The sequence below is a fragment of the Undibacterium sp. Ren11W genome (genome assembly GCF_049340485.1).
Taxonomy (GTDB): Bacteria; Pseudomonadota; Gammaproteobacteria; order Burkholderiales; family Burkholderiaceae_D; genus Undibacterium.
Genome location: NZ_JBMPPB010000003.1, coordinates 215858 through 241149 on the forward strand (window position 1 = coordinate 215858; position 25292 = coordinate 241149).

Sequence of the window (25292 nt, forward strand, 5' to 3'; positions counted from 1 at the left end):
GATCTTCTCCTATTCACTTAACCGTAGGCAAACCTTGCGACTTCCAAGCCGCAACCCCACCCTCAAGGCTAAACACTTGAGTAAAGCCTTGTTTGCTCAATAAAGTAGCAGCACTGGCCGAGCGCACACCACGTTCACAAACAGTAATGACGTTGTTGCCCTTGGATTTTTCCAGTTCTTTCAGGCGTGTGCTTAATTCGTTTAAAGGAATATGTTTGGCATTTTGCAAGTGCCCGGTGGCAAATTCGGCTGCATCGCGCACATCCAGAACCAAGGTTTTACCTTGATTCATCATCTGAGTAGCTTGCAATTGAGACACTTTTGCACCGCGACGTTGCAAGCCAGGCAGCAGTAAAGCAGCGCCAGAAACCAAGGCAATGGCGATCAGCCAGATGTTGTCGATAATGAATTTCACGGTATTCCTGAAGTTAGTATGGTTATAAAGAAGCCTGTCATTATAAAATAGATGGCGCAACTACATTCGACTCACTTATTTTCTCGCTTATTGTCTCATTTGTTTCTCATTTATTTTTCTTTAGAATAGCTGCCCCACCATGTATAAAATCGTATTAATGCGCCACGGCGAATCCACCTGGAACCTCGATAATCGCTTCACCGGATGGACCGACGTCGATCTGACTACCAAAGGCGTGGCCGAAGCAGCCCAAGCCGGCAAGCTACTCAAAGAAGCCGGTTTTAGCTTTGATCTGGCCTACACCTCGGTACTCAAGCGTGCCATACGCACACTCTGGGGCACCTTAGACGAAATGGATTTAATGTGGCTGCCTGTGATCAATGACTGGCGTCTGAACGAACGTCATTACGGCGCCTTGCAGGGTCTGAATAAAGCCGAAACCGCCGCCCAATATGGCGACGAGCAAGTACTGGTATGGCGCCGCAGTTACGACACCCCACCGAATCCGCTGGCCGCAGACGACGTCCGTACTTCCTACAATGACCCACGCTATGCAGGTTTGAAACGCGAACAAATTCCCCTGACAGAATGCCTGAAAGATACGGTAGAACGCGTGCTCCCGGCCTGGAATGACTCGATTGCGCCCGCCATCCGCGCTGGCAAACGCATCATCATCTCAGCCCACGGCAACAGCCTGCGTGCTCTGATTAAAATGCTGGACGGCATTAGCGATGCCGATATCGTCAACCTGAACATCCCGAATGGCCAACCGCTGGTGTATGAACTAGACGCCGATTTAAAGCCAATCAAGCATTATTACCTGGGCGACCAGGCAGCGATCGCGGCGGCCTTGCACGCGGTAGCGAGCCAGGGAAAATCCAAATAATTACCTTGAGGCTTAGCTTGCAACAATTTAGGCGCACTCCATTTGCAGTGCGCCTGCTGTCGTCCCTGCTACTGGCAGGGACGTTCTCCTATGCGCAAGCGGCGACCACGCCACGCACCGCACAGAAAAAACAAATAGAAGCCGAACGCGCCGAATTACAGCAAAAACTAAAAGCGCTGAAAACCGATATCAATAAAACCGAATCGGCCAAAGACAAGGCTAGTGACGCTCTGGAAGATTCGGAGCAAGCCATTTCAGATGCCAATCGCTCCTTGCGCGATCTGCAATCAGAACAAACGCAAACCACAGAAAAACTTAGGCAGCTAAAAGAGCAACAAGCCCAACTGAGCCTGAAGGTAGAGAAACAGAAGACCCAATTATCCGAATTTTTACGCCGTCAATACATGCGCGGCGACAGCGACCGCATCAAACTCTTGCTCTCCGGTGATAACCCGAATCGTATCAACCGCGACTTGCAATACATGGGCTATGTCTCTCAGACCCAGGCCAAGATGATCGCCAGCCTAAAAGTGAGCCTGCTGGAAATCGAAAAAAATACCCAGCAAGCACAAGAAGCCAAGGATGATCTGGACGATATTGCCAAAGAAGAGCATGAACATAAAATTCTGCTAGAGAGCGAAAAAAAACGTAGGGCCAGCCTATTGACGCAACTGGCAGATAAACTGCATGCGCAAAAAAAGGAAGCGGATAATCTGCAGAAAAATGAACAAAGATTGAGCAGTCTGGTCTCACGCCTGAATCAAATCATGGAAGAGCAGGCCAAAGCAGACCTAGCCAGGGCTGCGCAGGCGGAAAAACTGCGGCTGGAAAAACAGGTGGCTGAAAAAATCCGCAAAGAACGCGAAAAACAAGCTGCACAACAAACCAAGCCCGGTAGCAAAACCGGCAAGATCACCTATCCTAATCCGATAGACGCCGATGAGCCACCCGCCAAAGTGGCCGTCAAGATAGAAGCGACACCGATCGCGAGTAACAACGACGGCAGCGAATTTAAGAGCCTCAAAGGCAGTTTGCGCTTGCCCGTCAGAGGCGAATTGATTGCAAAATTTGGCAGCAAACGCGGTGATGGTCCAAGCTGGAAAGGACTTTTCATCAAGGCCGCAGAGGGCGCTGAAATTAAAGCGATCGCGGCCGGAAAAGTGGTCTTTGCCGAATGGTTACGCGGTTTTGGGAATATGATCATCGTCGATCATGGCGGCCAATATTTAAGTCTGTACAGTAATAATCAAGCGGTACTCAAGCATGCTGGCGACAGCGTTAAGAGTGGCGACGTGATTGCCAGTGCAGGCAATAGCGGTGGGAATGAAGAATCAGGTTTATACTTTGAGCTTAGACATCAAGGTCGCGTATTTGACCCTTTGACGTGGACAGGCAAAAACCCATAGCTCTGGCAAACAAAACGAAATAAATTAATTCGTCACAAGATAGCAATACAGAAAACAGCGGGTACTTCCCGCAACAAAAAGGTGAGACATGGGTAGCAAATTTAAGAATTTCAGTTTAATCAGTTTGGGGATGGTGGCCGGTGTCGCTGCCAGTGTGCAGTTTTCTGCGATGGCAGAAAAAAATACCAGTGGCCCGCTACCTATCGAAGAACTCCGGCAATTGGCCGATGTGTTCGGCTTGATTAAATCAGATTATGTCGAACCGGTAGAAGACAATAAGCTGCTTACTGAAGCCATTACCGGCATGGTGGCCTCGCTCGATCCGCATTCTGCTTATCTGGACAAAAAAGCCTTTAAAGAATTACGCGAAGGCACGCAAGGTAAATTTGTCGGCCTGGGCATAGAAGTGGGCATGGAAGACGGCTACGTGAAAATCATTTCGCCGATAGAAGATTCCCCCGCCTATCGGGCCGGTCTGAAACCTGGCGATTTAATCACCCGTCTCGATTCTGTGCCCATCAAGGGACTATCGCTAGACGAAGCGGTGAAAAAAATGCGCGGCGACCCAGGCAGCAAGATCACCCTGACCATCGCCCGTAAAAACGAAGATAAACCTATCGTCGTCACCATCACGCGCGAACTGATCAAGCAGCAAAGCGTCAAGGGCAAGATGATAGAGCCCGGTTATGCCTGGCTGCGTATTTCGCAATTTCAGGAACCTACGGTAGAAGATATGGCGAAAAAGATTCAAGCGCTGTATGCGCAGGATCCCGCTATCAAAGGCTTGGTACTCGATTTACGCAATGATCCGGGCGGCGTCTTACCTGGTGCGATCGGGGTCTCGGCCGCCTTCTTGCCTAAGGATGTGGCGATCGTTTCGACTAATGGCCAATTGGCCGATTCTAAGGCCACGTTTTATGCCAAGCGTGAATTCTATGGCACCCGTGCGATCGGTGATCCGCTGGCTAAATTGCCAGAGGCAATCAAAAACGTGCCTATGGTGGTGCTGATCAATACCGGTTCGGCCTCGGCCTCTGAAATCGTGGCCGGTGCCCTGCAAGACTACAAGCGCGCCACCATTATCGGAACCCAGAGTTTCGGCAAGGGCTCAGTTCAGACCATACGCCAGATTTCTGCCGATACCGCCGTCAAACTGACGACTGCACGTTACTACACACCGAACGGTCGCTCGATTCAGGCCAAGGGCATCGTGCCCGACCTGAACGTAGAAGAAACAGCAGATGGCGATGGCTTTAACGGTTTGCGCACCCGTGAATCCGATCTGCAAAAACACTTGAGCAATGATAAGGAAGCAGAGCAAGCCAAACTGAAAGTCGATGAACTGGAAGAAGAACAGCGTCTGTTTGCACTGGCGAAAAAAAGCAAGCCGCTAGAATACGGCAGCAAGGACGATTTCCAGTTGGCGCAGGCGCTCAATCATCTGAAAGGTTTGCCAGTCAAAGTCACCAAACCGGATGAGGTCAAAGAATCTGCAGACAAAGACGACAAGTCCGAACCAAAATCTGATACTAAATCCGACACTAAATCCGACACTAAATCCGACACTAAGCCGGACGAAAAGAAAAAATAATCGATGAACAAAAAAGCCGCAGACCATGCGGCTTTTTTCTGTAGAAACCCGCAATGAACGATCAACAATTGCTGCGCTATTCCCGCCATATTCTGCTCGATCAGATAGGCATAGAAGGCCAGGAAAAAATCAACCAGGCGCATGCGCTAGTCATCGGCGCTGGTGGCTTAGGCTCACCCGCCGCATTTTATCTGGCCAGTGCCGGCGTCGGCAAGATCACTCTGGTGGATGACGATGAGGTCGACCTGACCAATTTACAGCGTCAGATATTGCACACCACAGAGCGCGTGGGCCAGCCCAAGGTTGTCTCTGCCAGGCAAACCCTGCAGCAAATTAATCCCGAGATCGCGATAGTCGCCTTGCAGGAAAGAGTCGCGGCAGAACGTCTTTCGCAACTAGTGGAAAGCGCCACGGTAGTCCTCGATTGCAGCGACAACTTCAGCACCCGGCATGCCATCAACGCGGCCTGTGTTCAGCACGGCGTGCCATTAATCTCAGGCGCGGCAATCTCGTTTGACGGACAGATCAGCGTGTTTGATACGCGCGATTCTGAATCCCCATGCTACGCCTGCCTGTTTCCGCCGACGGATCAATTTGAAGAAACGCTGTGTTCTACCATGGGCGTGTTCGCCCCACTGGTGGGCATCATCGGCAGCATGCAGGCGGCCGAGGCGCTCAAAGTCATTATGAGCATAGGCAAATCGCTGAGTGGACGCCTCTTACTACTGGATGCACTGAGCATGGAATGGAATACGATACGGGTGGCGCGCAATCCAGCCTGCCTGGTCTGCGGTCAGGCGCATGCTGTTTGACATCTGAATAGATTCTAAAAGCGAACTTCTAAAAGCTCTTGCGCAGTATCCATGCGCCTTCTGGCACGAAAAAGGGCTGGAAGGCGCATGGATATTGCGCACTACCAACGGGAAACTCTAAAAATAACCAACTTTCTCAGTGCCGAAGCACACCGCCAGCAAAGAACGCCCCTTCTCTTAGGCGAGCTCTGCAGTGTGGCCTTTTATTGGGAATAGCGAAAATATGGGGTACCGGAGTTTATAGAAATTCAAAAATCAAGCGGCGCTGCTAATGTGAGTCGCCGCATGCAGCTCCAGATTTTTTTCAGCGAAGGCTTCAAAACGTCCTGCAGGTAGTGGCTGACTAAACAAAAATCCCTGACCATATGTGCAGCCCAATTCGCGCAAGAAATGGGCTTGCTCCGGCGTCTCTATTCCTTCCGCGACCACCCGCATTCCCATATGATTGGACAGTGAAACGATCACTTGTGCGATTGCGGCATCGTCTTTATCGTGTGGCAAATCGGAAACAAAACTGCGGTCAATTTTGAGCTTATTGATAGGAAAGCGCTTCAGATACGCTAAAGAAGAATACCCGGTACCGAAATCATCAAGAGAAAGTTGAAAGCCTCGCCCCGACAAATCATTCAAGATCATCATCGTTTCAGTGGTCTGCGACATCAACATGGTTTCAGTCACTTCTAGTTCTAACACGTTAGGTGGACATCCGGTTTCTTTGACGATACGCTCTACGTTATCGGCAAAGCCAGGATCACGGAACTGTCTGGCCGAGACATTGACCGCAATAAATAGATGGCCAAAGCGCGACTGCCACAGTTTGGCCTGGCTACAGGCTTGCTGCAAGACCCATTCACCGATACTGACAATGAGCTTACTCTCTTCAGCGATAGGGATAAATTCTACTGGCGAAACAAAACCGAGTACCGGATGTTTCCAGCGCAGCAAAGCCTCCATGCCGGCAATACGCTCACTGGCCAGATGCATGATGGGCTGATAATAAACTTCCAACTCACCGTTCTCTATGGCATGGCGTAAGCCAGACTCGATGGTAAAGCGCTGTGCGGTGCGCTTAGACATTTCGGGAGTCCATACCTGCACATTGTTTTTACCCATGGCCTTGGCGGCATACATCGCCGCATCGGCACAACTGAGCAATTCATCAAAACGACTCGCATGTTCAGGCATTAAGGCTACGCCTATCGAGGCGCTGACTAGAAATTCATGATCTTCACAATTGAAAGGCAGACTCAAGACCGCCAGCATTTTATTCGCCAAACGCAGCGCTACCTCCAGATATTTAGGATCATCGAGCAACACCGAAAACTCATCGCCACCAAGACGCACCACCAGATCACGGGCCCTCAACGCAGATTGCAAACGTTCCGCCACGGCCACCAAAAGCAAGTCCCCTACCCTATGTCCAAAGGTATCGTTGACGTATTTGAAGTTATCCAGATCGATGAACAGTAGCGCAAAATTAACGCCAGAGCTCACCTGCTTCTGATCTAATTCCGTGGTGTGCCGGTTGAAAAAGTGCCGGTTTGGCAAACCGGTCACGCTGTCGTAGTGTGCGATGTGATCAAGTTGAATTTCAGCCCGTTTGCGCTCCACCAGCTCCTTACCAAGTGCAGTATCGCGGCGCTGGATTTGTTCCAGCATAAAATTAAATTTCTCGACTAATTCACCAATTTCATCATTACTCCTGATGCTCGCACGCTGAGTGTAATCATCGTTACTTGAGACATCGTGCATGGTAAGAACCAGCTCATTGATCGGATTTAAAATTCCGCGCAAGGAGCGCCTCAAGAGTCCCCACGCCAGTAACACGGCACCGAAGGCGCCCAGAAACACGATGACCACCAGATTAATAATGCGTTGATTGCTGGCCGCCAGGTCCACATACAGATACAAAGTGCCGACCGGATTTCCTTCCGCCAAAACTGGCGTCACCACTTCCAGATACTTTCTATAAAACTGGGCCTGCATGGTGCTGACTGAACGAGTTTGCCCGATTGCAGGGCCACTCCAGGCGGTATCAGAACTAGTTTTGCGACGGTAACTGGCAAACAGCTTCTGATTGCTCAGATACAGGTCGGCACCGCTGACGTTTTGATCTTGCGCCAGGGCCTTGATCACCTCATTGGCAGATTTATCGTCCATAAATAAAAATGCAGGCGCACTATTTTGCGAAATAACTTGCGCGGTAATCTCGGTATTACGTTGTAAATCAGCGCGCAAAGTGATGAAAAAATACACCACGATCAGCAGGCAGCCGAAGGTGGACGCCAGACTAAAAGCCGTCAAATTGACCAGTGTCAGTTTTTTTTCAAGAGTGTGCTTGATCAAACCGGACTCCATCTCCTTGCCACCTTTCTTGACGCTACTATGAGGTTTACCTGACACTGCGTGCCAGCCGCAGAAGTTTAGAACTGAAAGTGAGTCCTACTAATTTTGCCGCCGCCTGATTAATATCAAAAGTGTATCTCTCGCCCTCGGCCACCAGGCTAATCATGATCATAGGCCAGCGCTCGTCGACTTGTGTGGCGTCGGTAATGGTCAGTATCGCTTGCTGACTCAACGTGGAGGCGCCGCGCTGATAGTTTTCTTGTTCCCGAGCGGGAACGAACAAAAGGTGGCAACTTTTTACGTCATGCGAGCTGGCAATTCTATGAATTTGTATCGCCTTGCCTTGCAAGGTTTTTAAAGCCAGCGCATCGAATCGGGCACCAAACGGATCTTTCCCTAAGATACAAAAATTATATGTCGTTAATGGCACCACAGGCCATTCGGTGTACAAGGCAAAGTTGTACACAAAGGCCGCCTTGACCGCATATTCGTTGTTAGCCGTGTTTTCTTGCGCGCATAGGCTCATCGCTGGCAATAGCAAAGCGAGCGCGATCGTCAATCCAGCAAGCAGCCTAGAACCCATAACGGCATCCTAATTGCCATTGCCGACCATCGGCCGGCAAGCTGGCGACGCTGGTATCGGTCGACGCCGGATAAGTAAGCCTAGTGTTGAAAACATTCACCAGCCGCAACTGCAATTCCACACCTGGCAATAGACGGCTAGAACTGAGTGCCAGATTCATCTGAGTCTGGGTGGCTAATTCACGTTGCACATCCTGCCAAACTACTGACCTGGGAGCGATCACATTGAGCTCGGCTGCCAGCGTCAGCTTATCTTGCCACAATGGTTGAGTCAGTCTTAATTTAGCGATCCAGTCCGGGCTATTGCTTAAGCTTGCCCCGGAACTGTCGTGACTACGATTAAAGGCGATACTGCTCATCAGGTTTAGTCCATGATTACTGCGTAATTTGTAAAAAATTTCTACCCCGCGCGCGTACACGGCAGCCTGATTTTGGTACTGTAACTGGCCGCCACCAAGATCAACCTGACTGACCAGATCAGTAAGACGGTAGTCAAACACCGAGACCCCGAGCTCCTGCGCCCCGGCTAGCCTGTACTCTGCGACCGCCTCGACGGTGCGTATGGTTTCTGAAGATAAATTCGGATTGGCAATAAAAGTGGGGGCACGTGCATACCCAGCTTCATAAGCGTTCGGGGCACGATAGGCGCGTCCGGCCAACAACTTAATGGTGGCATGTTCAGTGGCACTCCAGATCAAACCAAAACGCGGGCTGACGCTGGTTTTTCGATTACTGTAATCATCGTTGCGCAGGCCTACATTGAGTCGCCAGTCAGGTAAAAAATTCCACTCATCCTGGACGAACACGCCATACCTGCGCTGTGGAGTAGTGACAGAAAACGGCGAACTTGCGGCATCGTTGAGGTTAAAATTTTTCTGTACTGTCTCGAAGTCATACTGAAAATCTATGCCGCTAATGATTTTATGCTTGTCCCAGCCGGAATAGTGCCACCTCGCCTCGCCCGACATCCAGTTACCGAGAGCCTGATCACGATTGACATTGGTGTTACCCGCATCATCGGTCGTTGGCACATCGGCGCTATAGGTTATGCGCTGGTAAGCCAGGCGAAAATTCATCGTATGCTGATCACTTAGCAGCATTTGATAACTACTGCTGACACCGTAACTACTATCAACTAGCCGCAAACGAGCATCGTTGAAATTACTACCAAACAATGCAGAGGATGGCTGGACATCGCGTCTGGCGGCCCAGGCAAAGATGGCCCAAGCATCCTGGCGAATCTCAAAAAAACTACGGGTCACCATCATTTGATCGAGATTGCGCGCCATCCCATCAAGTGAAGTACTCCCGTCAGCCGTCACCAAACCGATCGCATCCGGATACCGCAGATCACGCCCGGATTTATTCGCGCGACTTAAGCCGAACACCAGATTTGGCCCTCCACCCTGCAGCTTATGCGCACTCTGTAAATTCAATTCACGCCAGCCATCACCCTGTATCCGCGCGCCCAGCGTGACACTGGCTAATTTGTCCGCGCTGGCGGTAATGACGTTAATCACGCCAAACATCGCGTTCGAACCATAGATCGATGACCCAGGACCAGGAACGTACTCAATTCTGTCTATCAGCCCCATATCGAGCTGAAATTCATGTCCCAGATTCGGTTGTCCATACACATTGTCATTTAATGGCTGACCATTCAGCAGCAATAAAAAACGCATATTGTAGTCGCCCGGTATTTTGAAACCACGCGCACCAAGGAAGCCATACGCCCGATCACTGCTGGCGTACATACCAGGTAAACTATTGAGTGCTTCGGCCAAAGTGCGCCAGCCATACTGGCGTATCTCCTCCGAGCTGATGACTTGTACTGCAGAAGGCGCTTGGGCACTAGACTGTGGAAATTTGGAGGCACTTACCACTACCACCTTCATCAGATCCTCGAGCGAGAGATCAGTCAGATCCTCGCCAGAGGCATGCGCGGGCGATTCAAAAAGACTCAGAAATAGCAAAAAAAAAGCCTTGCGGACTAGCTCCGCAGTGTGACAGGAAGTACCGGAATCGTTGGAATTCATGAAGGCATCCTCGACGAGCTAGACACCTCATAGTAGTTCAAATAATAATGATTAATCAATCACTATTATCGATATATTTACATTCTCACAATGTGAGGATTTCCGCTCTGAGGGTTCCGCGCAAGGAATTACACAGAATAATCTGCTCCGCGGCATGCAGATCAGCCAGTGTTAATTGTTGCTCACGTGCCTGCATATTGGCATCATCGAGCAAAACTGCACGCATGACACCGGGCAAGACGCCATCACTCAGTGGTGGCGTCAGCCATTGCCCTTGCTTACAGATGAACAGATTGCTACGTCCACCTTCTGTCAAAAAGCCGGCCTGATTGCAAAACAACATATCAAAAGCACCATGTTTTTCGGCCTCTTGCCAGGCCTGGTCATATTCCTGCCGGACACTGGTTTTATGTCTTAAGAATACCGGTTCTGCATGGCTAGGTTTGGGCGATACCAACAACTTCACCAGTGCTGGTAACTCTTGCAATGCGCCGCTTTGCAGCGTCACTTGGCCGTCCGGCTGTAAAGCTAGACGCAGTCGATATGCGCCTTGTGGCGGCAAATCCTCGCAAAAGCCGCGCAGCGTCTGCGTAATCCTATTTTGATCGAAGGCAAAACCAAAATAGTGCGCCGAGTTTTGCAAACGTTGCAAATGCCGCGGCTGATGACGGCAGCCATTGTCTCTGCTGGCATGCATGGTTTCAAACAGCTCAAACTGAGGCGCTAAGCCAGTCAAAAACCTAGCCTTCAACTGACACTCGGCAAACTCTTCGCTCGCCACGCTGTCATACACGATGCCAGCACCAACCCCCATCTCGCCTTGGCGCAGGCCATCAGGAGCTGGCTTTTGCAGATGCAAGCTACGGATAGGCACAGAGAGGCAAAAGTCACCAACCTGCCTTCCCTCAGGCGGCGGATCAAACCAGCCTATGGCAGCGGTGTAGATACCGCGCGCCGCGTTTTCTAGCTCGCGGATGATCTGCATGGTGCGATGCTTCGGAGCACCAGTAATCGATCCGCAGGGGAATAGCGCAGCCATGATCTCGGCCAAACCTAAATCAGCTCGTAAGCTGGCCTCGATACTGGAAGTCATTTGCAAGACACTGGAAAAGCGTGTCACTTCAAACAAATGCGGTACCTTGACGCTGCCGGTGACGGCAATACGCCCCAAATCATTGCGCAATAAATCCACGATCATCAGATTCTCGGCGCGGTTTTTACTGTCATTGGCCAATAATTCAGCACGCCGGCTATCTTCTCCAGCATCACCACTGGCCGCCGCCGTGCCTTTCATGGGGCGTGCTGACAGACGCCCTTGCTGATGCCGTACAAAAAGCTCGGGCGATAAAGACAGCACTGCCTCGCCATCGGGCAGACAAATCAGGGCACCATAAGGAACCGGCTGGCGCTCCCGCAGACGCCGGTATAAAGCCACGGCAGAACCGTAGGCCTGGAAACGCAGGCGATAGGTGAAATTCACCTGATAAGTATCACCTGCCGCAATATAACTTTGGACGGCGGCCAGTCCGGCGCAAAATTCCTGTTGATCTACGCTCGCCTCTAAGGCCACGATACCAGCGATAGGATCACTGTGCAGCGACTGCTGCTCTAGCCAGGTATTAACTTGTTGCTTGTCGAGTAAATCACAATTGGCAAACAAGAATACCCGAGATGGCAAGGCGATTTCCTGGCGTGGGCTGATCGCTTGCAAGGCCGCCCCGGTCTCATAGGAAAACAGCGCTAAAGCATGCAGGCCTTGTGCGACTGCGGTCTGCGTGCGCGCTAAAAAATCTGGCCACAGAGCAGCATCAGAACACATCAGCGTGTCAACCAGATCCGTATATAGGCGCGAGATTGAGGGATCACCGTGGGCGTCGTCTAACAAAGCAAAACAAGGCTGGTAAGCGGTTAAAGAGCGAGCACTAGGGGAATGGGAGGGCAACACAATACAACTCATTAAACAGAATCCCCGCAGTTTACTCGCACCGCGCCATCCTTGCATCTTCCTTGACACTCACAATAAAAGGAAAAAGAAGATTAGCTCGATTTATTATGTGTAATTTACAACACTGATACCACAATTTGAGTGTTAGACTAATATTAACTTTCAACCATCTGCCTATCACATTGGAAAATTCATGCAATTCGCATTTCTCAAATTACCGATGGCAAGCAAGATATGGCGAGAAAATCTGAGCAGCATCGCCTTTGCCAGTCTCAGCATGGCCTTGTTATTCACCTTATTGAGTATCTATCTCGGTCAAAAAAATCTTCGTTTAAGCGCGCACTATCAGGCTGAAGTTTTGGCGGGGAAACTGGCCTACAAACTTAAGATGAATGACGTAAAAGGGCTGGAAACGAGCATACTCAAAGCCAGTGAGCATTCCGATTTTTTAAGTGTATTGGTCTACGACAAAAATGCGCAGGCGCTGGTGGCATGGAACGATCTCAAGCAGTTTGAAAAAAATAGCAGCGTTCCAGCATCAGAATTAATCGATCAAGCCCAAAGCAAGCTGCAAATAGCGATGTTAACGACCGACATTCCGGTGTTCTACGAAGATGAAATCATCGGCAAGATACAAATGAGTAGCAGCATACGCTGGCTATATCTGCAAGCACTGCTGAGCTTATTGTGCGCATTATTCACCGCGTGCGTCATCAGTCTTATCAGCGCTTTTTATCTGAGTAAGCGCCAACTACGCCGACTCGCGCCGCTGTCAGATCTCGATACCGTCAGCCATCAAGTTGCCACCCTGAACGACTATAGTTTGCGGGTCAGATTACATGAAGGCCATGAGCTAAATCACTTGCATCAGCAATTCAATCAAATCATGGATGGGATAGAATCCTGGGAAACCGATAGACAAAGTGAGATGCGCGAACGGCAAGAGGCAGAGCGCAGACTGGATATCTTGTCGAATCACGATAGCCTGACCAAATTACCGAATCGAAAATATTTTCAGCAATTGTTAGGTAGTTGCATCAAGGAGGCGTGCGAGTTGCAACAACTAGCGGCCTTGATGTTCATCGATCTGGATAATTTTAAAGCGCTCAACGAGCAATTTGGCTACGAAGCCGGAGATTTAATCTTAGCCACTATCGCCAATCGCCTCAGCGCCACGCTACGCAATACCGACTCTCTATGCCGTGTCGATGGCGACGAATTTGCCGCCATCTTGCCGCAAATCGAAAGTCCGGAAATGGCTCTGGCCTTAGCCGAGCGTCTAATTCATGCGATCAATCGTCCGATGAGCTTGCGCGGCAAAAAAATCGTCGTTAATGGCAACATAGGCATCGCCTGTTGCCCCCTGCATGCCAAGGAAGCCAGACTACTATTGAACAATACCGATCTGGCATTAAAAAATGCCAAGGCCAGCGGCAAAAATACCTACCTGCTGTTTTCCCACGCCAACGTTGTGCCGGTACGCCTAACGCAGCAACAAAGACAAGTGTAAGCTGGCTTGTTCGCCAGGCAAAATTTTGAAACCTGATTTGGCAAATCTATGCCAGCGGCCTACGATAAAACTACTCAGCAAGGTAGCGCGACTGGCCACTTCCGTTTCTGCAATCTGTCCCTGCGTGACGGCCAGGCGCAAAGACTGTTTGAAGGCCAACTCGATACGATCAATAAATTGATTCATGCGTAGTTGCAGTCGCTCATCCTCATTCATCAGCACGTCGCCAATCAAGACCTTACTCATACCGGGATTGCGTTCGGCAAAATTTAACAGCATCAAGGTCATCGCCTGCACTTGTGCCAAGCCATCTTCTTGCTGCTGACTGATCTGATTGATCAGGCCAAACACCGAGCTTTCGATGAACTCGATCAGGCCCTCAAACATCTGTGCCTTGCTAGCAAAATGGCGATACAGGGCGGCCTCAGACACCTCTATCTTTGCAGCCAGAGCAGCAGTAGTAATTTTTTCCCCTTTGGGATTCTCCAGCATCGCTGCCAGAGCTTGTAAAATTTGTAGCTTGCGCTCGCCAGGTTTAGTAGTGGCCATGTGTTAATTCTGCTTTACTAGAAAACGCTAAATCGGGTCATGCAAACTCACTCGATGAACGGCGAGTGGTCACTAGGGATCAGCGGTGGTACAGGCGCCGAGAATGTCGTGCCAAATGAAGTACGGATTTTACTGTGACATCCGCACAAGCGGCAAAATTTTTATGCGCGGCGCGCTGCGTGTAGCCAGTCACCCACGCAGTGCGCAAACCTAAGCGTTTGGCTACACGCAAATTGGCTAGTGTGTCTTCAACCAAAATACATTCACGCGCATCGACTTTTAACTGCGCGAGCAATTTACGTAAAAATTGAGGTGAAGGCTTGGGCTGTAATTTTCCATGCACCCGCATTTCTTCTATCGCGATATGCTGCGAAAAATGTCTATGCAAGCCTAAGTGCCGCACCACCTGATGCGAATACTGGCGCGGTCCATTGGTCAGTAAAATTTTACGTCCAGGCAGGCGAGCTAGCAGATGCGCCAAACCGCGCTGGGCACGGATCATAGAGGACAGGTCATCGAAACGATGTGCTTCCCGCAAAAAATCTTCCGCTTTCACGTCGTGGTGCTTTACCACTCCTAATAAAGTCGCCCCATAACGCGCCCAATACTGTTGACGCACTGCATTCACGGTTGCTTCATCGGCAGGTTGTAGACCGTCGCCTAATAAATCGGCCAGGTAACGATTCATATTGCCGGCGATGGCAGGGAAAATCGCGTGACCAGCATCGTGCAGGGTATTATCGAGATCAAATAGCCAGATCGGCGTGGCTCTGCTCATGCTTTAGTTTAGGTCCGGTGGGCGGTGCAGTTTCCGGCATCGCCCGTACAGGCGATGCCGGCTATCGATGTGACTAGTGGCTGCGTATCATGGTGCCGAAAGCCTGTTCAGTCAGCACTTCCAACAGCAATGAATGTTCGATACGGCCGTCGATGATATGCACAGTGTTCACGCCAGATTTAGCAGCATCCAGAGCAGAAGAAATTTTTGGCAACATGCCACCTGAAATGGTGCCATCAGCGAACATTTCATCAATCTCACGCGCCGACAGATCAGTCACCAGATTGCCTTGCTTATCCTGCACACCGGCGATATTGGTCATCATGATCAATTTTTCGGCTTTCAGAATTTCGGCAATTTTGCCCGCCACCACGTCGGCGTTGATATTGTAAGCCTGGCCGTCTTCACCAAAACCGATAGGCGAAATAATCGGGATAAAGGCATCATCTTGCAACGCTTTGACCACCGCTGGATTAATCGCGTCGATCTCACCGACAAAACCTATATCGAGGAATTGGCCGGGTGTTTCTCTATCTGGCATCAGCATTTTGCGGGCGCGTATCAGACCGCCATCTTTACCGGTCAAACCAACCGCCTGGCCGCCGTAATGATTGATCAGCATGACGATATCTTGTTGCACTTCGCCACCCAACACCCACTCGACCACTTCCATGGTTTCTTCATCGGTGATGCGCATGCCTTGAACAAAATTACCTTGTTTACCGATTTTTTTGAGTGCGGCATCGATTTGTGGGCCGCCGCCATGCACCACTACCGGATTCATCCCCACCAATTTGAGCAAAATAACATCGCGCGCAAAGCCGTGTTTGAGACGTTCTTCGGTCATCGCGTTACCGCCGTATTTCACCACGATGGTTTTGCCATGGAATTTACGGATATACGGCAGCGCCTCAGCCAGAATTTCCGCTTTAATTTCGGGAGCGACACCCGCTAATCTATTAATAGTTTCTGGCGCTATATTGGTCACATTAGTCATAATGGAGGTATCCTAGGGAGAATTGCTTAGAATTACTCAGTTTTGTTGAGCTTTCCTGAATTTTACAGGGAACTTGCCTAAGCATGATGCAGTTTTTTCTCCTAAATCCAGAATTATTCAGATCGCAATGACATCACTACCCGACCTTCACCAGCAACTTGAAAGCATGCGCCCGGCCTTATTTCGCTTCGCCATGCTGCAGCTTAGAAATGAAGCTCAGGCTGAAGATGCCGTACAGGAGGCCTTGCTGGCAATTATAGAAAAACCAGAAAGTTTCGCCGGACTATCATCATTACGCACCTATGTTACCGGCATACTTAAATATAAGATCATCGACTGTCTACGAGCGGCCGGCAAGGAAAAACAATTACCAATCGAAGATGAAGAATCAGAAGCGGATTTAATTGATAGCTTATTCAAAAAAAATGGTCACACCATAGAGAATGCGCATGCTTGGGGCGAGCCGGATGCGACGCTCTCACAGAAAGATTTTTTTCGCATATTAGAAATTTGCCTGGAAAAACTCCCCGCAAAAACTGCGCGTGTTTTCATGATGCGTGAGTGGCTAGAACTAGAAACCGAAGAAATCTGTAAGGAATTAGATCTCACTACGTCTAATCTTTGGGTACTACTCTATCGCGCGCGTTTGCGCCTACGCGAATGCCTGGATCTCAACTGGTTTGCGACTAGAGTCTAAGCATATTCTAAGCATACATATTTCTATTTCTCTTTTGTGAAACTTATGCATCTCATCTACAAATGTAAACAAGCGCAGCAAATGGTATCTGAAGGACTAGACCGCGAGTTGAGTTTTGCGGAGCGCGCACGTCTGAAACTCCACTTGAGTATATGTGACTCTTGCACCAACTTTAATACGCAAATGCAGACGCTCAGACTGGCCATGCGCAAATTACGCAGCGATTCTATCGATAGCAAAGAACAGACAAAATAACGAGCCCTTATTCACTTGCACGCTGTCTGGACGACTGAGCAACTGGCCTGGTAAAACAAGATCGCGCTGATTCAGTTACCATAGCACTTTTGCTGCATACGTGCACCTTAGACGGAACACCCTTCATGCCTACAGAATTAAAGCCAGTACAGATACCAATGTCGCAACGGATACGCGAACGCATCGTCAAGACCAAGACGCGCTATCACGCCAATGACAATATCGCGCAATTCATAGAACCGGGCGAACTCAATGAGTTACTCAGCGAAGTCGAAGGTAAATTGCGAGAAGTCTTAAAAAGTCTGGTAATTGACACGGAGAGCGACCATAACACCCAGGATACCGGGCGTCGGGTTGCCAAAATGTTCATCAACGAGGTCTTCAAGGGACGTTATGTCCCTATGCCCGCGGTGACTGAGTTCCCAAATGCCTCCCATTTAAACGAGCTGATGATCATAGGCCCGATCACGGTACGTAGCGCCTGCTCGCACCATCTGTGTCCTATTATGGGTAAGGTCTGGATAGGTGTAATGCCAAATGAGCATTCGAATTTAATCGGACTGTCGAAATACGCCAGGATCGCCGAATGGATCATGAGCCGCCCGCAAATTCAGGAAGAAGCAGTGGTGCAATTAGCCGACGCTTTGCAAGAAAAAATGCAACCAGACGGTTTGGCAGTGGTGATGGAAGCAGATCATTTTTGTATGCACTGGCGCGGCGTCAAGGATGTTGACGCCAAGATGATCAATAGCGTCATGCACGGATCATTTCTCAAAGACCCGAATCTGCGCCGTGAATTTTTATCCTTGATCAAACGCTGAATAGAGAAAGAAACTTATGCTAGTCCGCCTCCTTTACGCCAGCCGCGCTACCGACGACAAGTTATGCGAGATGCTACAAAGTATCATCCAGCAATCACGTGAGCATAACCCTCAGCATGGCATCACTGGCATCTTGTGCCACAGCGATCAAGTATTCATGCAGGTATTAGAAGGTGGGCGCGAGGCAATCAATACTCTGTATGGCAAGATCCTGCGCGATCCGCGCCACACTGACGTCGTATTATTGCATTACGAAGAAATTGCTGAGCGGCGCTACTCGGGCTGGACCATGGGGCAGGCCAACTTAAGCAAGATCAACCCATCGATTATGCTCAAGTATTCCGCCCTGCCTGAACTTAATCCGCACCGGATGTCGGGGAAAATGTCGCTGGCTCTGATAGAGGAATTGATGGTAACGGCGGCGATCGTCGGGCGCAGCTAATTCAGCCACGCAGCGAATACCGCCAGCTAGGCACTAGTGAATAGTATGAAAAAAGGGCTGAATCAGCCCTTTTTTATATTCTAGTTCACAGCATCCCAAGTTTATTTTACTTCTTGCGTTATTACTCCTGAATTTGCGGGAGTGACTTCAGCTGGATTCGCAGGTGCTTTCGCCGCTGCAGTTATGGCCGTCAATTCGCCCTCACTGATATAGTCAAACACTTTGACGACCTTGCGCACACCACTTACTCCGCGCGCCACTTCACCAGCCAGATTACCCTCGCGCTGCGTGACCCGCCCCATCAGATAGACGCTGCCGTCTTCAGTTACGACCTTAAAAGCACTTCCGTATAAATCCTTGGTATCGACAAACGAGGCTTTGACCTTGGTGGTGAGTAAAGAGTCATTCGAACGTGCGGTAAAGCTGGTAGCCGGCCCTACGGTCAATTCATTGGCGACATCCAATACGCCCTCGACGGCGCGCATCTCACGTTCGGCCGCAGCCTTGGTCGCTTCATCCGGCACTTCGCCGGTCAATAATGCGCGCCGGTTAAAGCTACTGACATTAATATGGGCAGCACTACCAGCTACACGTGCGACCCGGCTCTCACCTTTCAACACGATAGATTTATCTTCGGTTTGGGCGCCAAAGGTACGTCTATCCGTGGCGGCGAAGGTGCCCATTACGGCACTGCCCACCATGATCTCGACACAGCCTTGCAAACTGATCGCAGCAGCGCAGCATAGGCCTATGCTTGCCAGGGGCCGTGCTATTTTTTTAAACAAAATCTCAATCATCTGCATCTCCTCCAAATAGTGCGGTATCAATACCGTCACATAAACAGTGTATGGTTAATAAGTGAACTTCCTGAATTCTGGCAGTTCTATCATGCGGCACACAAATATGCACATCCGCATCGGTCAATACTTTCTTTAATTCGCCACCACCTTTACCGGTTAGGGCAATCACGCGCATATCACGCTCCAGTGCCATATTCACAGCATTTACCACGCTGGCAGAATTGCCGGAAGTAGACAAGGCCAGCAAGATATCACCAGCCTGGCCAAAGGCCTGCACCTGTTTGGCATACACCTCGTTAAAACTGTAATCATTCGACACCGCGGTCAGAATCGAGGTGTCGGTAGTCAATGCCAGAGCCGGCAACGGCAGGCGTTCGCGTTCAAAGCGCCCTACCAGTTCGGCCGCAAAATGCTGGCAATCAGCAGCCGAGCCGCCATTGCCGCAAGCCAGTATCTTGTTACCGTTGGACAGCGCCGTGAACAGAAGTTCAATCGCCTGCTCGATAGGCCGCGCCAAAACAGTGGCGCACTGGATTTTTAATTCGGCACTTTCATGGAAGTGCGAAAGGATGCGTTGATTTTTCATAGGGGTGATTATAAAGCAGCTAGCCTGGCGCACAGGTAATTGAGTGTAAGTAAGCTTGATCGCACAGCTATTCAAGCTATTCGGGCAAATCTGGTTGACACAAACAGCTTCAACCGGTTATCACATTTTTCAGCCATACAATTTCGCCGTCTTGTATCGCGACCACGTCAAAACGACAAGGCGGGGTAGTATGAATTTTTTGTAAGTAGACCTGCGCCGCGTGCACCATGCGTTTTTGCTTGGCCGGAGTGACGCTGGCCAGCGCGCCGCCAAATTGCGCACTGGCGCGCTTTCTGACTTCGACGAACACCAGACTGTCACCATCTTGCATGATCAGATCGATTTCGCCACCCTTGCAGAGAAAATTGCGCTGTACCAGGCGCAAGTGAGCTTGCTGCAAATGCTGCAAAGCCTGTTGCTCGCCCTCATCGCCGATGCGTTGACGTGGCGTGCGCAGACTGGCCAAACGTTTTCCTATCCAACTTTGTGCTGTCATTGTCGTACAATCCTGCTTTGATCAATCGAAGCGAACGCGCCATGAGCCAGCCAGATACAGCAATTTCCCCTTTGTCAGCGAACGCCGCCATCATGGAGGCGGTGTCCAGACAAAGTTATCCGGCTGCCACATTATATGTAGTTGCCACACCAATTGGTAACGTTTGCGACATCAGTCTACGAGCCCTGCACTTGCTGTCCATCGCCGATGCGGTGGCTTGCGAAGATACCCGCAATACCGCACAGCTAATGACGCGCTATGGTTTGCATAAGCCTTTGCTCGCTGCGCATATGCACAATGAACGCGAGGTAGCCGAGAAGATCATCGCGCGCTTGCAAGCCGGCGAACGTATCGCGCTGGTGTCGGACGCCGGCACCCCCGGCGTATCCGACCCGGGCGCCAAGATCGTCGATGCAGTCAAACGCGCGGGTTTGCAGGTGTCGCCCTTGCCGGGTGCTTCGGCCGCGATCAGTGCGCTGTCGGCCAGTGGCTTAATCCACGACCGTTTTTTCTTTGTGGGCTTTTTGCCTTCCAAAGCCGGGCAACGCGACACCCTACTGCAAAGCTTGACAGCCACTGCCGCCAGCCTGATTTTTTACGAAGCACCACATCGCATTATCGAATCTACCGCCGCCATGCTGGCCGCCTTTGGCCCAGAACGTCAGATTGTGTTTGCGCGCGAACTGACCAAGCTGTTTGAAGAAATTCATCGCTGCAGTTTAGGCGAAGCAGGTGCCTGGCTGAGTGCCGACAGTCATAGAGAAAAAGGCGAATTTGTCGTACTGATTGAAGCTGCGCCTGAGGCGGCGGCAGACGATAATCTGGAGGCCAAGCGCGTACTAAGGATTTTACTCAAGGAGTGCTCGGTCAAGCAGGCGGCTGCATTGGCAGCGCAACTCACAGGACAAAAGAAAAACGCCTTATATCAGTTGGCGCTGGAAATGAAGGGGGCAGATCAGGACCAGCCTGATTAAGCCAGCTATCGAGATAATTTAAAAATTGACCCTGCCACTGCGCATATCCCATGCGCCCTGCAGGCCAGATAGGCTGGAAACCCGCATAGAATATGTGCGCCAGCCCTATGCCTTTAAATAAGGCTAGCGCTGCACCACCACCGGTTTGCTGATGCCTAGATCGCTATTTTGTGCGATCGCCATCGTTGCCTCTGCGCGCGTGCTGAACGGTCCGCTGATCAGGCGATATAAACTGCCCTGCTGAACAATATCAAAATCTGGCAGACGGCTGGCCACCTTCGCCTTCAAACGTTCCATCGTGACTTCGGCGTTGGCACGTATTGCATAGGCACCTAATTGAATATAGAAACTAGGAATCGACGCCGCATTGTCCATCTTCTCAGGTGCTTTGTGTTCTGAACTTGCCAGAAGCTCGTCCATAGAAATGCTATCTGACTTAACAGGAGTGACGACTGTCGTAATTGCAGGGCTAACCAGCGCAATAGGCGTAGCCTTAGCTGCAGTGGCGAGTGAGGAAACAGGCATTGGGGTCAGAGTCTGATTCAGGAGCGGAGTCGGACTGAGATTCGCGGCAACGGCAGCCGGCTGGTTCTTGCGGTTTTCCGCCATTTTTTCTATATCGTCAGGCAATAATCGTTCAACCTCTAGCTGACTGCTGCCCTTGCCAAGATAGCCCAATTTCAGCGCCGCGGTATACGACAGATCGATGATGCGGCTGGAATGAAATGGGCCTCTATCATTGACGCGTACGATAATTTGTTTGCCATTATCGAGATTGGTGACCCGCGCATACGAAGGTATAGGCAAAGTAGGATGGGCAGCGGTGATCTTGTACATATCGTACAGTTCGCCCGATGAAGTTTTTTGACCGTGGAATTTTTTGCCATACCAACTGGCGATGCCACGTTGCTTAAATGGGGTGCTGATGTCGGTTAAGGGTGTATAGGTTTTACCAAAAACCACATAGGCCTTGTTCCCTGAACGCGAGTAAGCCTCGACTACCGGAATAGGATCGACGGTGGATTCCAGATCGGGAGGAGTGACATCACCAGGCCCATCATCCTTATAATAGGCACCGCGCCCGGAATTGGCCTTCGGCAGTACCGGCTGATGCGTGCTGGATGGTTTGGAACTGGCTGAGGTAGTGCTGGGTTTCGCACTATCCGTCGTAGTTTTCGGGGCGCTACCGCATGCCGACAAGAGCAAAGCCAACAACATCGGACTAGCATAAACGAGGCGCAGATAGGGCATCATGTCTGAACCAATTTACGATTACGTTGCACACTCATCAAGATTCCTGCTCCCATCCCCAGCGTCACCAAAGCAGTGCCGCCATAACTCATGAAGGGTAGCGGCACCCCTACTACCGGCACTATACCGCTGACCATCCCCATATTCACAAACGCATAGGTGAAAAAAATCATGGTAACAGCGCCGGCCATCAGACGCGCAAACAAGGTCGGCGCATTGGCCGCGATCATCAGGCCGCGCACCACCAGCAAAAAGTACAGTGCCACCAGAACGCAATTGCCGATAAAACCAAATTCTTCCGAAAAAACGGCAAAGATAAAATCGGTAGTGTGCTCAGGAATAAATTCCAGATGCGCCTGTGTGCCCTTGAGCCAACCTTTGCCGCTAAAGCCACCGGAGCCGACTGCAATTTGCGATTGTATGATGTGGAAGCCCTTCCCCAAAGGATCGGTACTCGGGTCCAACATCGTCATCACCCTATCACGCTGATAGCCATGCAACATGGGCCAGGCGATCGGTATGCTGGCAGCGACAAGGAGTACTAAAGTGAGCAAGACGCGCCAGGATAAGCCTGCCAGGAAAATCACAGAAAAACCGGCGGCCACCACCAATAAAGCAGTCCCCAGATCTGGTTGTTTGGCGATCAAGGCGACCGGTATCAGCAAGATCACGGCGGCGATAATAAAGTCATTCCAACGCAAAGCGGCGGCGCGTTTTTGAAAATACCAGGCGAGCATCAAGGGCGTCGCAATCTTCATCATTTCTGATGGTTGTATCGTGACGCCGACATTGATCCAGCGCCGCGCGCCTTTTTTAACCATGCCAAACATGGCCACCGCAATTAATAAAGCAATTCCAAAAGTGTAGATAGGGATAGCAAAGCGCATCAGGGTTTGAGGCGGAATATTCGCCACCACCCACATCACCACAAACGAGATCAGAATATTGCGTAACTGGTCTTCGACCCGCCCCGGAAAATTGATACCTGCGGAATACAAGGTGACGATACCGGTACAGATAATCAAAAAAATCAGTATCGCCAAAGGTGCGTCAAACACCATGATATGCGAACGGACCCGCTGCCAGTTAATACCCTTGTTTTGCATTTCTCACTCCTTCACTCCTTATTGCCCTGAGTTTCGCCGCCCGGTTTCGGGCCGCCCTCAGATTCAGCATCGGCCTGCGCTTCAGACTCGGCACGGGTTGCCAGCGCATCACTCTTCACCGTCGGGGTTGTATCTTTTTCCCGCGGGCGCTTGCCCAGCAAATAGTAATCCAAAGCCTTTCTGACGATAGGGGCGGCACCGGTAGAACCAAAACCGCCATTTTCTACGATGATGGCGATGGCGATACGCGGCTTGTCGGCGGGTGCAAAAGCGGTGTACCAAGAATGGTCATGCAGATTTTTTGCCAGTTTCTTGGCATCGTATTTTTCGTTCTTCTTGACGCTAAATAACTGTGCAGTACCGGTCTTACCACCGGATTCGTATTCGGCATTGGCAAAGGCACCTTTACCGGTCCCCTCTTTAGTGACTCCCACCATGGCGTGCTTGATGATATCGATATTTTCCTGCTTCAACGGGATGCGATAACTTTCCTTGGGTACCGTCAACGTCTTTTCACGTGAGGTCGGGTCTTCTGTCATCTTGACTAAATGCGGCTTCATCACCACCCCGTTATTGGCCAGAGTGGCTACCGCATGCGCCATTTGCAGGGGGGTAAAAGTGTTGTAACCCTGGCCAATACCAAGAGAAATCGTTTCACCGGCATACCATTTTTGTTGTGCCGCCTTGCGATACACACTGCGTTTCCAGGCGGTAGATGGCAACACGCCTTTGCGTTCGTGTTCCAGATCTATCCCCGTAATCTGACCAAAACCAAAAGGCTTCATGAAATTATGTATGGCGTCGACACCCAGATCATTGGCGAGCATGTAGTAATACGGATCGCAAGACTGGACGATGGATTTATACATATCGACCATGCCGTGACCGCCTTTAATATCATCATTGAAGCGGTGCCCGCCAAACATGAAGAAGCCCTGATCGGCGATGGTCTGGCTAGCGGTGCGTTTGCCAAGTTCCAGCGCTGCCAGCGCCATAAAGGGTTTATACGTAGAACCAGGCGGATAGGCACCAGTCAATGGCCGGTTTAACAGCGGCCGGTCTTCTGAGGTGTTTAATTCATTCCAGCTTTGCTGATCGATGCCCTCGACAAACAGATTCGGATCGTAGGTAGGTTTCGACACAAAAGCCAGCACATCGCCGGTGACAGGTTCAATTGCCACCAGTGCGCCTCGTCTGTCGCCAAAGGCTTCTTCTATGACTTTTTGCAGTTCTATGTCGATCGACAAGATCAGATTTTTTCCCGAACTAGGCGCACTGCGTGACAGCGTGCGCACCGCACGTCCGCCGGCCGAAACCTCGACCTCTTCAAAACCAGTAGTGCCGTGCAAGATACCCTCGTAACTTTTCTCCAGCCCTTCTTTGCCTATATAGTCGGTGCCATTGTAATTGGAGCCGTCTTCCATATCTTCTATCAGCTCTGCATCTTTCTGACTGATACGGCCGATGTAACCAACCACATGCGAGGCCACGTCGCCCAGCGGATACTGGCGAAACAACCTGGCCTGAATATCTACCCCGGGGAATCGAAAACGCTGCGCCGTAAAACGCGCCACTTCTTCATCAGTTAGACGGGTGCGTATCGGCAGACTTTCGAAGCTTTTCGACTCTTCTATCAACTTACGAAAGCGCTTGCGATGTTTAGGTTGTATATCCACCAGTGCAGACAATTCATCGATTAACACATCCAGATCTTGTTTGATTTTAGAAGGAGTAATCTCTAAGGTGTAGGCGGAAAAATTGCGTGCCAGAACCACACCGTTTCTATCCATGATCAAGCCACGATTCGGCACTACCGGTACGATAGAAATACGGTTTTCATCGGCTTGCAATGAATACACATCATGCTTAATAATTTGCAGCCAGACGAAACGCGTGATCAATAAAGAGAAACAAATGAAAGCAAACACACCGATGACAATCAGACGTGTTTTAAAGAGATAAATCTCGCGTTCAGCGTTCTTAAGTTCTGTCATGGGGAAAGTCTGCTCAA

24 protein-coding genes are annotated in these 25292 nt (G+C 50.4%); 10 read left to right on the top strand and 14 right to left on the bottom strand.

The genetic code is table 11. The features are described from left to right. Positions 1-13 precede the first annotated feature (13 nt). On the bottom strand, positions 14-415 hold the full coding sequence (locus ACO0K8_RS09750; RefSeq protein WP_422946451.1) for a rhodanese-like domain-containing protein: 402 nt from the start codon (positions 413-415) through the stop codon (positions 14-16). A 139-nt stretch (positions 416-554) separates the two neighbouring features. Between ACO0K8_RS09750 and gpmA the strand changes: the two genes are divergently transcribed. The 4 genes from gpmA to ACO0K8_RS09770 all read left to right on the top strand — a co-directional run bounded on the left by gpmA (position 555) and on the right by ACO0K8_RS09770 (position 5110). Next, the gene (gene gpmA, locus ACO0K8_RS09755; RefSeq protein WP_422946452.1) at positions 555-1301 is read left to right on the top strand and encodes a 2,3-diphosphoglycerate-dependent phosphoglycerate mutase; all 747 of its coding nucleotides are present in this window, start codon (positions 555-557) and stop codon (positions 1299-1301) included. 17 nt (positions 1302-1318) lie between these two features. Beyond that, a complete protein-coding gene (locus ACO0K8_RS09760; RefSeq protein WP_422946453.1) occupies positions 1319-2707 on the top strand; it encodes a murein hydrolase activator EnvC family protein in 1389 nt (462 codons plus the stop codon). A gap of 88 nt (positions 2708-2795) precedes the next feature. Next, entirely contained in the window at positions 2796-4298 is a 1503-nt protein-coding gene (locus ACO0K8_RS09765) for a S41 family peptidase (protein ID WP_422946454.1), read from the top strand. Positions 4299-4351: 53 nt separating this feature from the next. Then, a complete protein-coding gene (locus ACO0K8_RS09770; RefSeq protein WP_422946455.1) occupies positions 4352-5110 on the top strand; it encodes a HesA/MoeB/ThiF family protein in 759 nt (252 codons plus the stop codon). 255 nt (positions 5111-5365) lie between these two features. Here the strand turns inward: ACO0K8_RS09770 and ACO0K8_RS09775 are convergent, their stop codons facing one another. From ACO0K8_RS09775 to pabB, 4 genes are all read right to left on the bottom strand, one after another. Next, positions 5366-7513, bottom strand: a complete 2148-nt coding sequence (locus ACO0K8_RS09775) for a bifunctional diguanylate cyclase/phosphodiesterase (RefSeq protein ID WP_422946456.1) — start codon at positions 7511-7513, stop codon at positions 5366-5368. Further along, complete coding sequence (locus ACO0K8_RS09780) at positions 7503-8039, bottom strand: YfiR family protein (RefSeq protein ID WP_422946457.1); 537 nt, start codon at positions 8037-8039, stop codon at positions 7503-7505. The genes ACO0K8_RS09775 and ACO0K8_RS09780 overlap by 11 nt, the downstream gene beginning before the upstream one ends. Then, complete coding sequence (locus ACO0K8_RS09785; protein ID WP_422946458.1) at positions 8029-10074, bottom strand: TonB-dependent receptor plug domain-containing protein; 2046 nt, start codon at positions 10072-10074, stop codon at positions 8029-8031. The genes ACO0K8_RS09780 and ACO0K8_RS09785 overlap by 11 nt, the downstream gene beginning before the upstream one ends. Positions 10075-10159: 85 nt before the next feature. Next, positions 10160-12031 (bottom strand): aminodeoxychorismate synthase component I, encoded by a 1872-nt coding sequence (pabB, locus tag ACO0K8_RS09790; protein ID WP_422946459.1) that lies wholly within the window; start codon positions 12029-12031, stop codon positions 10160-10162. Positions 12032-12212: 181 nt separating this feature from the next. Between pabB and ACO0K8_RS09795 the strand changes: the two genes are divergently transcribed. Then, positions 12213-13529: a diguanylate cyclase domain-containing protein gene (locus tag ACO0K8_RS09795; RefSeq protein ID WP_422946460.1), complete on the top strand. Its 1317-nt coding sequence runs from the start codon at positions 12213-12215 to the stop codon at positions 13527-13529. Here the strand turns inward: ACO0K8_RS09795 and slmA are convergent. The 3 genes from slmA to argB form a co-directional block, all read right to left on the bottom strand. After that, positions 13503-14078, bottom strand: a complete 576-nt coding sequence (gene slmA / locus ACO0K8_RS09800; RefSeq protein ID WP_422946461.1) for a nucleoid occlusion factor SlmA — start codon at positions 14076-14078, stop codon at positions 13503-13505. The two genes, ACO0K8_RS09795 and slmA, sit on opposite strands and share 27 nt — an antisense overlap. A 79-nt stretch (positions 14079-14157) precedes the next feature. Beyond that, positions 14158-14856, bottom strand: coding sequence for a pyrimidine 5'-nucleotidase (locus ACO0K8_RS09805; protein ID WP_422946462.1), 699 nt, complete (start codon positions 14854-14856; stop codon positions 14158-14160). 73 nt (positions 14857-14929) lie between these two features. Beyond that, positions 14930-15853, bottom strand: a complete 924-nt coding sequence (gene argB, locus ACO0K8_RS09810) for an acetylglutamate kinase (RefSeq protein WP_422946463.1) — start codon at positions 15851-15853, stop codon at positions 14930-14932. Between the two features lie 127 nt (positions 15854-15980). Here argB and ACO0K8_RS09815 point away from each other — a divergent pair, with 127 nt between their 5' ends. From ACO0K8_RS09815 to ACO0K8_RS09830, 4 genes are all read left to right on the top strand, one after another. Then, positions 15981-16550, top strand: coding sequence for a sigma-70 family RNA polymerase sigma factor (locus tag ACO0K8_RS09815; protein ID WP_422946464.1), 570 nt, complete (start codon positions 15981-15983; stop codon positions 16548-16550). A 45-nt stretch (positions 16551-16595) separates the two neighbouring features. Continuing rightward, positions 16596-16805 carry a zf-HC2 domain-containing protein gene (locus tag ACO0K8_RS09820; RefSeq protein WP_422946465.1) on the top strand — a complete coding sequence of 70 codons (210 nt, stop codon included), beginning with the start codon at positions 16596-16598 and terminating at the stop codon, positions 16803-16805. A gap of 125 nt (positions 16806-16930) precedes the next feature. Continuing rightward, on the top strand, positions 16931-17626 hold the full coding sequence (folE, locus tag ACO0K8_RS09825) for a GTP cyclohydrolase I (RefSeq protein WP_422946466.1): 696 nt from the start codon (positions 16931-16933) through the stop codon (positions 17624-17626). Positions 17627-17642: 16 nt separating this feature from the next. Beyond that, positions 17643-18068, top strand: a complete 426-nt coding sequence (locus ACO0K8_RS09830; RefSeq protein WP_422946467.1) for a BLUF domain-containing protein — start codon at positions 17643-17645, stop codon at positions 18066-18068. A 101-nt stretch (positions 18069-18169) separates the two neighbouring features. Here ACO0K8_RS09830 and ACO0K8_RS09835 read toward each other — a convergent pair whose 3' ends face one another. From ACO0K8_RS09835 to ACO0K8_RS09845, 3 genes are all read right to left on the bottom strand, one after another. Further along, a complete protein-coding gene (locus ACO0K8_RS09835; protein WP_422946468.1) occupies positions 18170-18865 on the bottom strand; it encodes a BON domain-containing protein in 696 nt (231 codons plus the stop codon). Continuing rightward, the gene (locus ACO0K8_RS09840; protein WP_126127082.1) at positions 18858-19454 is read right to left on the bottom strand and encodes a phosphoheptose isomerase; all 597 of its coding nucleotides are present in this window, start codon (positions 19452-19454) and stop codon (positions 18858-18860) included. The genes ACO0K8_RS09835 and ACO0K8_RS09840 overlap by 8 nt, the downstream gene beginning before the upstream one ends. A 109-nt stretch (positions 19455-19563) precedes the next feature. Next, positions 19564-19950, bottom strand: coding sequence for a YraN family protein (locus ACO0K8_RS09845; RefSeq protein ID WP_422946469.1), 387 nt, complete (start codon positions 19948-19950; stop codon positions 19564-19566). A 41-nt stretch (positions 19951-19991) separates the two neighbouring features. Here ACO0K8_RS09845 and rsmI point away from each other — a divergent pair, with 41 nt between their 5' ends. Next, positions 19992-20924 (top strand): 16S rRNA (cytidine(1402)-2'-O)-methyltransferase, encoded by a 933-nt coding sequence (gene rsmI, locus ACO0K8_RS09850; protein ID WP_422946470.1) that lies wholly within the window; start codon positions 19992-19994, stop codon positions 20922-20924. Positions 20925-21047: 123 nt separating this feature from the next. Here the strand turns inward: rsmI and ACO0K8_RS09855 are convergent, their stop codons facing one another. The 3 genes from ACO0K8_RS09855 to mrdA are packed head-to-tail and all read right to left on the bottom strand — an operon-like array spanning position 21048 to position 25275. Continuing rightward, positions 21048-22178: a septal ring lytic transglycosylase RlpA family protein gene (locus tag ACO0K8_RS09855; protein ID WP_422946471.1), complete on the bottom strand. Its 1131-nt coding sequence runs from the start codon at positions 22176-22178 to the stop codon at positions 21048-21050. After that, complete coding sequence (gene rodA / locus ACO0K8_RS09860) at positions 22175-23281, bottom strand: rod shape-determining protein RodA (protein WP_422946472.1); 1107 nt, start codon at positions 23279-23281, stop codon at positions 22175-22177. The genes ACO0K8_RS09855 and rodA overlap by 4 nt, the downstream gene beginning before the upstream one ends. An 11-nt stretch (positions 23282-23292) precedes the next feature. Then, positions 23293-25275, bottom strand: coding sequence for a penicillin-binding protein 2 (mrdA, locus tag ACO0K8_RS09865; protein WP_422946473.1), 1983 nt, complete (start codon positions 25273-25275; stop codon positions 23293-23295). Positions 25276-25292: the final 17 nt, after the last annotated feature.

Excerpts from the sequence above, each read along its gene's own strand:
- gpmA (WP_422946452.1), top strand. The coding sequence starts at position 555 with ATGTATAAAATCGTATTAATGCGCCACGGCGAATCCACCTGGAACCTC.
- rsmI (WP_422946470.1), top strand. The coding sequence starts at position 19,992 with ATGAGCCAGCCAGATACAGCAATTTCCCCTTTGTCAGCGAACGCCGCC.
- ACO0K8_RS09855 (WP_422946471.1), bottom strand. The coding sequence starts at position 22,178 with ATGATGCCCTATCTGCGCCTCGTTTATGCTAGTCCGATGTTGTTGGCT.
- ACO0K8_RS09835 (WP_422946468.1), bottom strand. The coding sequence starts at position 18,865 with ATGATTGAGATTTTGTTTAAAAAAATAGCACGGCCCCTGGCAAGCATA.
- argB (WP_422946463.1), bottom strand. The coding sequence starts at position 15,853 with ATGACTAATGTGACCAATATAGCGCCAGAAACTATTAATAGATTAGCG.
- ACO0K8_RS09820 (WP_422946465.1), top strand. The coding sequence starts at position 16,596 with ATGCATCTCATCTACAAATGTAAACAAGCGCAGCAAATGGTATCTGAA.
- ACO0K8_RS09765 (WP_422946454.1), top strand. The coding sequence starts at position 2,796 with ATGGGTAGCAAATTTAAGAATTTCAGTTTAATCAGTTTGGGGATGGTG.
- ACO0K8_RS09815 (WP_422946464.1), top strand. The coding sequence starts at position 15,981 with ATGACATCACTACCCGACCTTCACCAGCAACTTGAAAGCATGCGCCCG.
- ACO0K8_RS09795 (WP_422946460.1), top strand. The coding sequence starts at position 12,213 with ATGCAATTCGCATTTCTCAAATTACCGATGGCAAGCAAGATATGGCGA.
- ACO0K8_RS09805 (WP_422946462.1), bottom strand. The coding sequence starts at position 14,856 with ATGAGCAGAGCCACGCCGATCTGGCTATTTGATCTCGATAATACCCTG.
- ACO0K8_RS09840 (WP_126127082.1), bottom strand. The coding sequence starts at position 19,454 with ATGAAAAATCAACGCATCCTTTCGCACTTCCATGAAAGTGCCGAATTA.
- ACO0K8_RS09770 (WP_422946455.1), top strand. The coding sequence starts at position 4,352 with ATGAACGATCAACAATTGCTGCGCTATTCCCGCCATATTCTGCTCGAT.
- ACO0K8_RS09830 (WP_422946467.1), top strand. The coding sequence starts at position 17,643 with ATGCTAGTCCGCCTCCTTTACGCCAGCCGCGCTACCGACGACAAGTTA.
- rodA (WP_422946472.1), bottom strand. The coding sequence starts at position 23,281 with ATGCAAAACAAGGGTATTAACTGGCAGCGGGTCCGTTCGCATATCATG.
- ACO0K8_RS09845 (WP_422946469.1), bottom strand. The coding sequence starts at position 19,950 with ATGACAGCACAAAGTTGGATAGGAAAACGTTTGGCCAGTCTGCGCACG.
- folE (WP_422946466.1), top strand. The coding sequence starts at position 16,931 with ATGCCTACAGAATTAAAGCCAGTACAGATACCAATGTCGCAACGGATA.
- ACO0K8_RS09780 (WP_422946457.1), bottom strand. The coding sequence starts at position 8,039 with ATGGGTTCTAGGCTGCTTGCTGGATTGACGATCGCGCTCGCTTTGCTA.
- ACO0K8_RS09785 (WP_422946458.1), bottom strand. The coding sequence starts at position 10,074 with ATGAATTCCAACGATTCCGGTACTTCCTGTCACACTGCGGAGCTAGTC.
- slmA (WP_422946461.1), bottom strand. The coding sequence starts at position 14,078 with ATGGCCACTACTAAACCTGGCGAGCGCAAGCTACAAATTTTACAAGCT.
- pabB (WP_422946459.1), bottom strand. The coding sequence starts at position 12,031 with ATGAGTTGTATTGTGTTGCCCTCCCATTCCCCTAGTGCTCGCTCTTTA.
- mrdA (WP_422946473.1), bottom strand. The coding sequence starts at position 25,275 with ATGACAGAACTTAAGAACGCTGAACGCGAGATTTATCTCTTTAAAACA.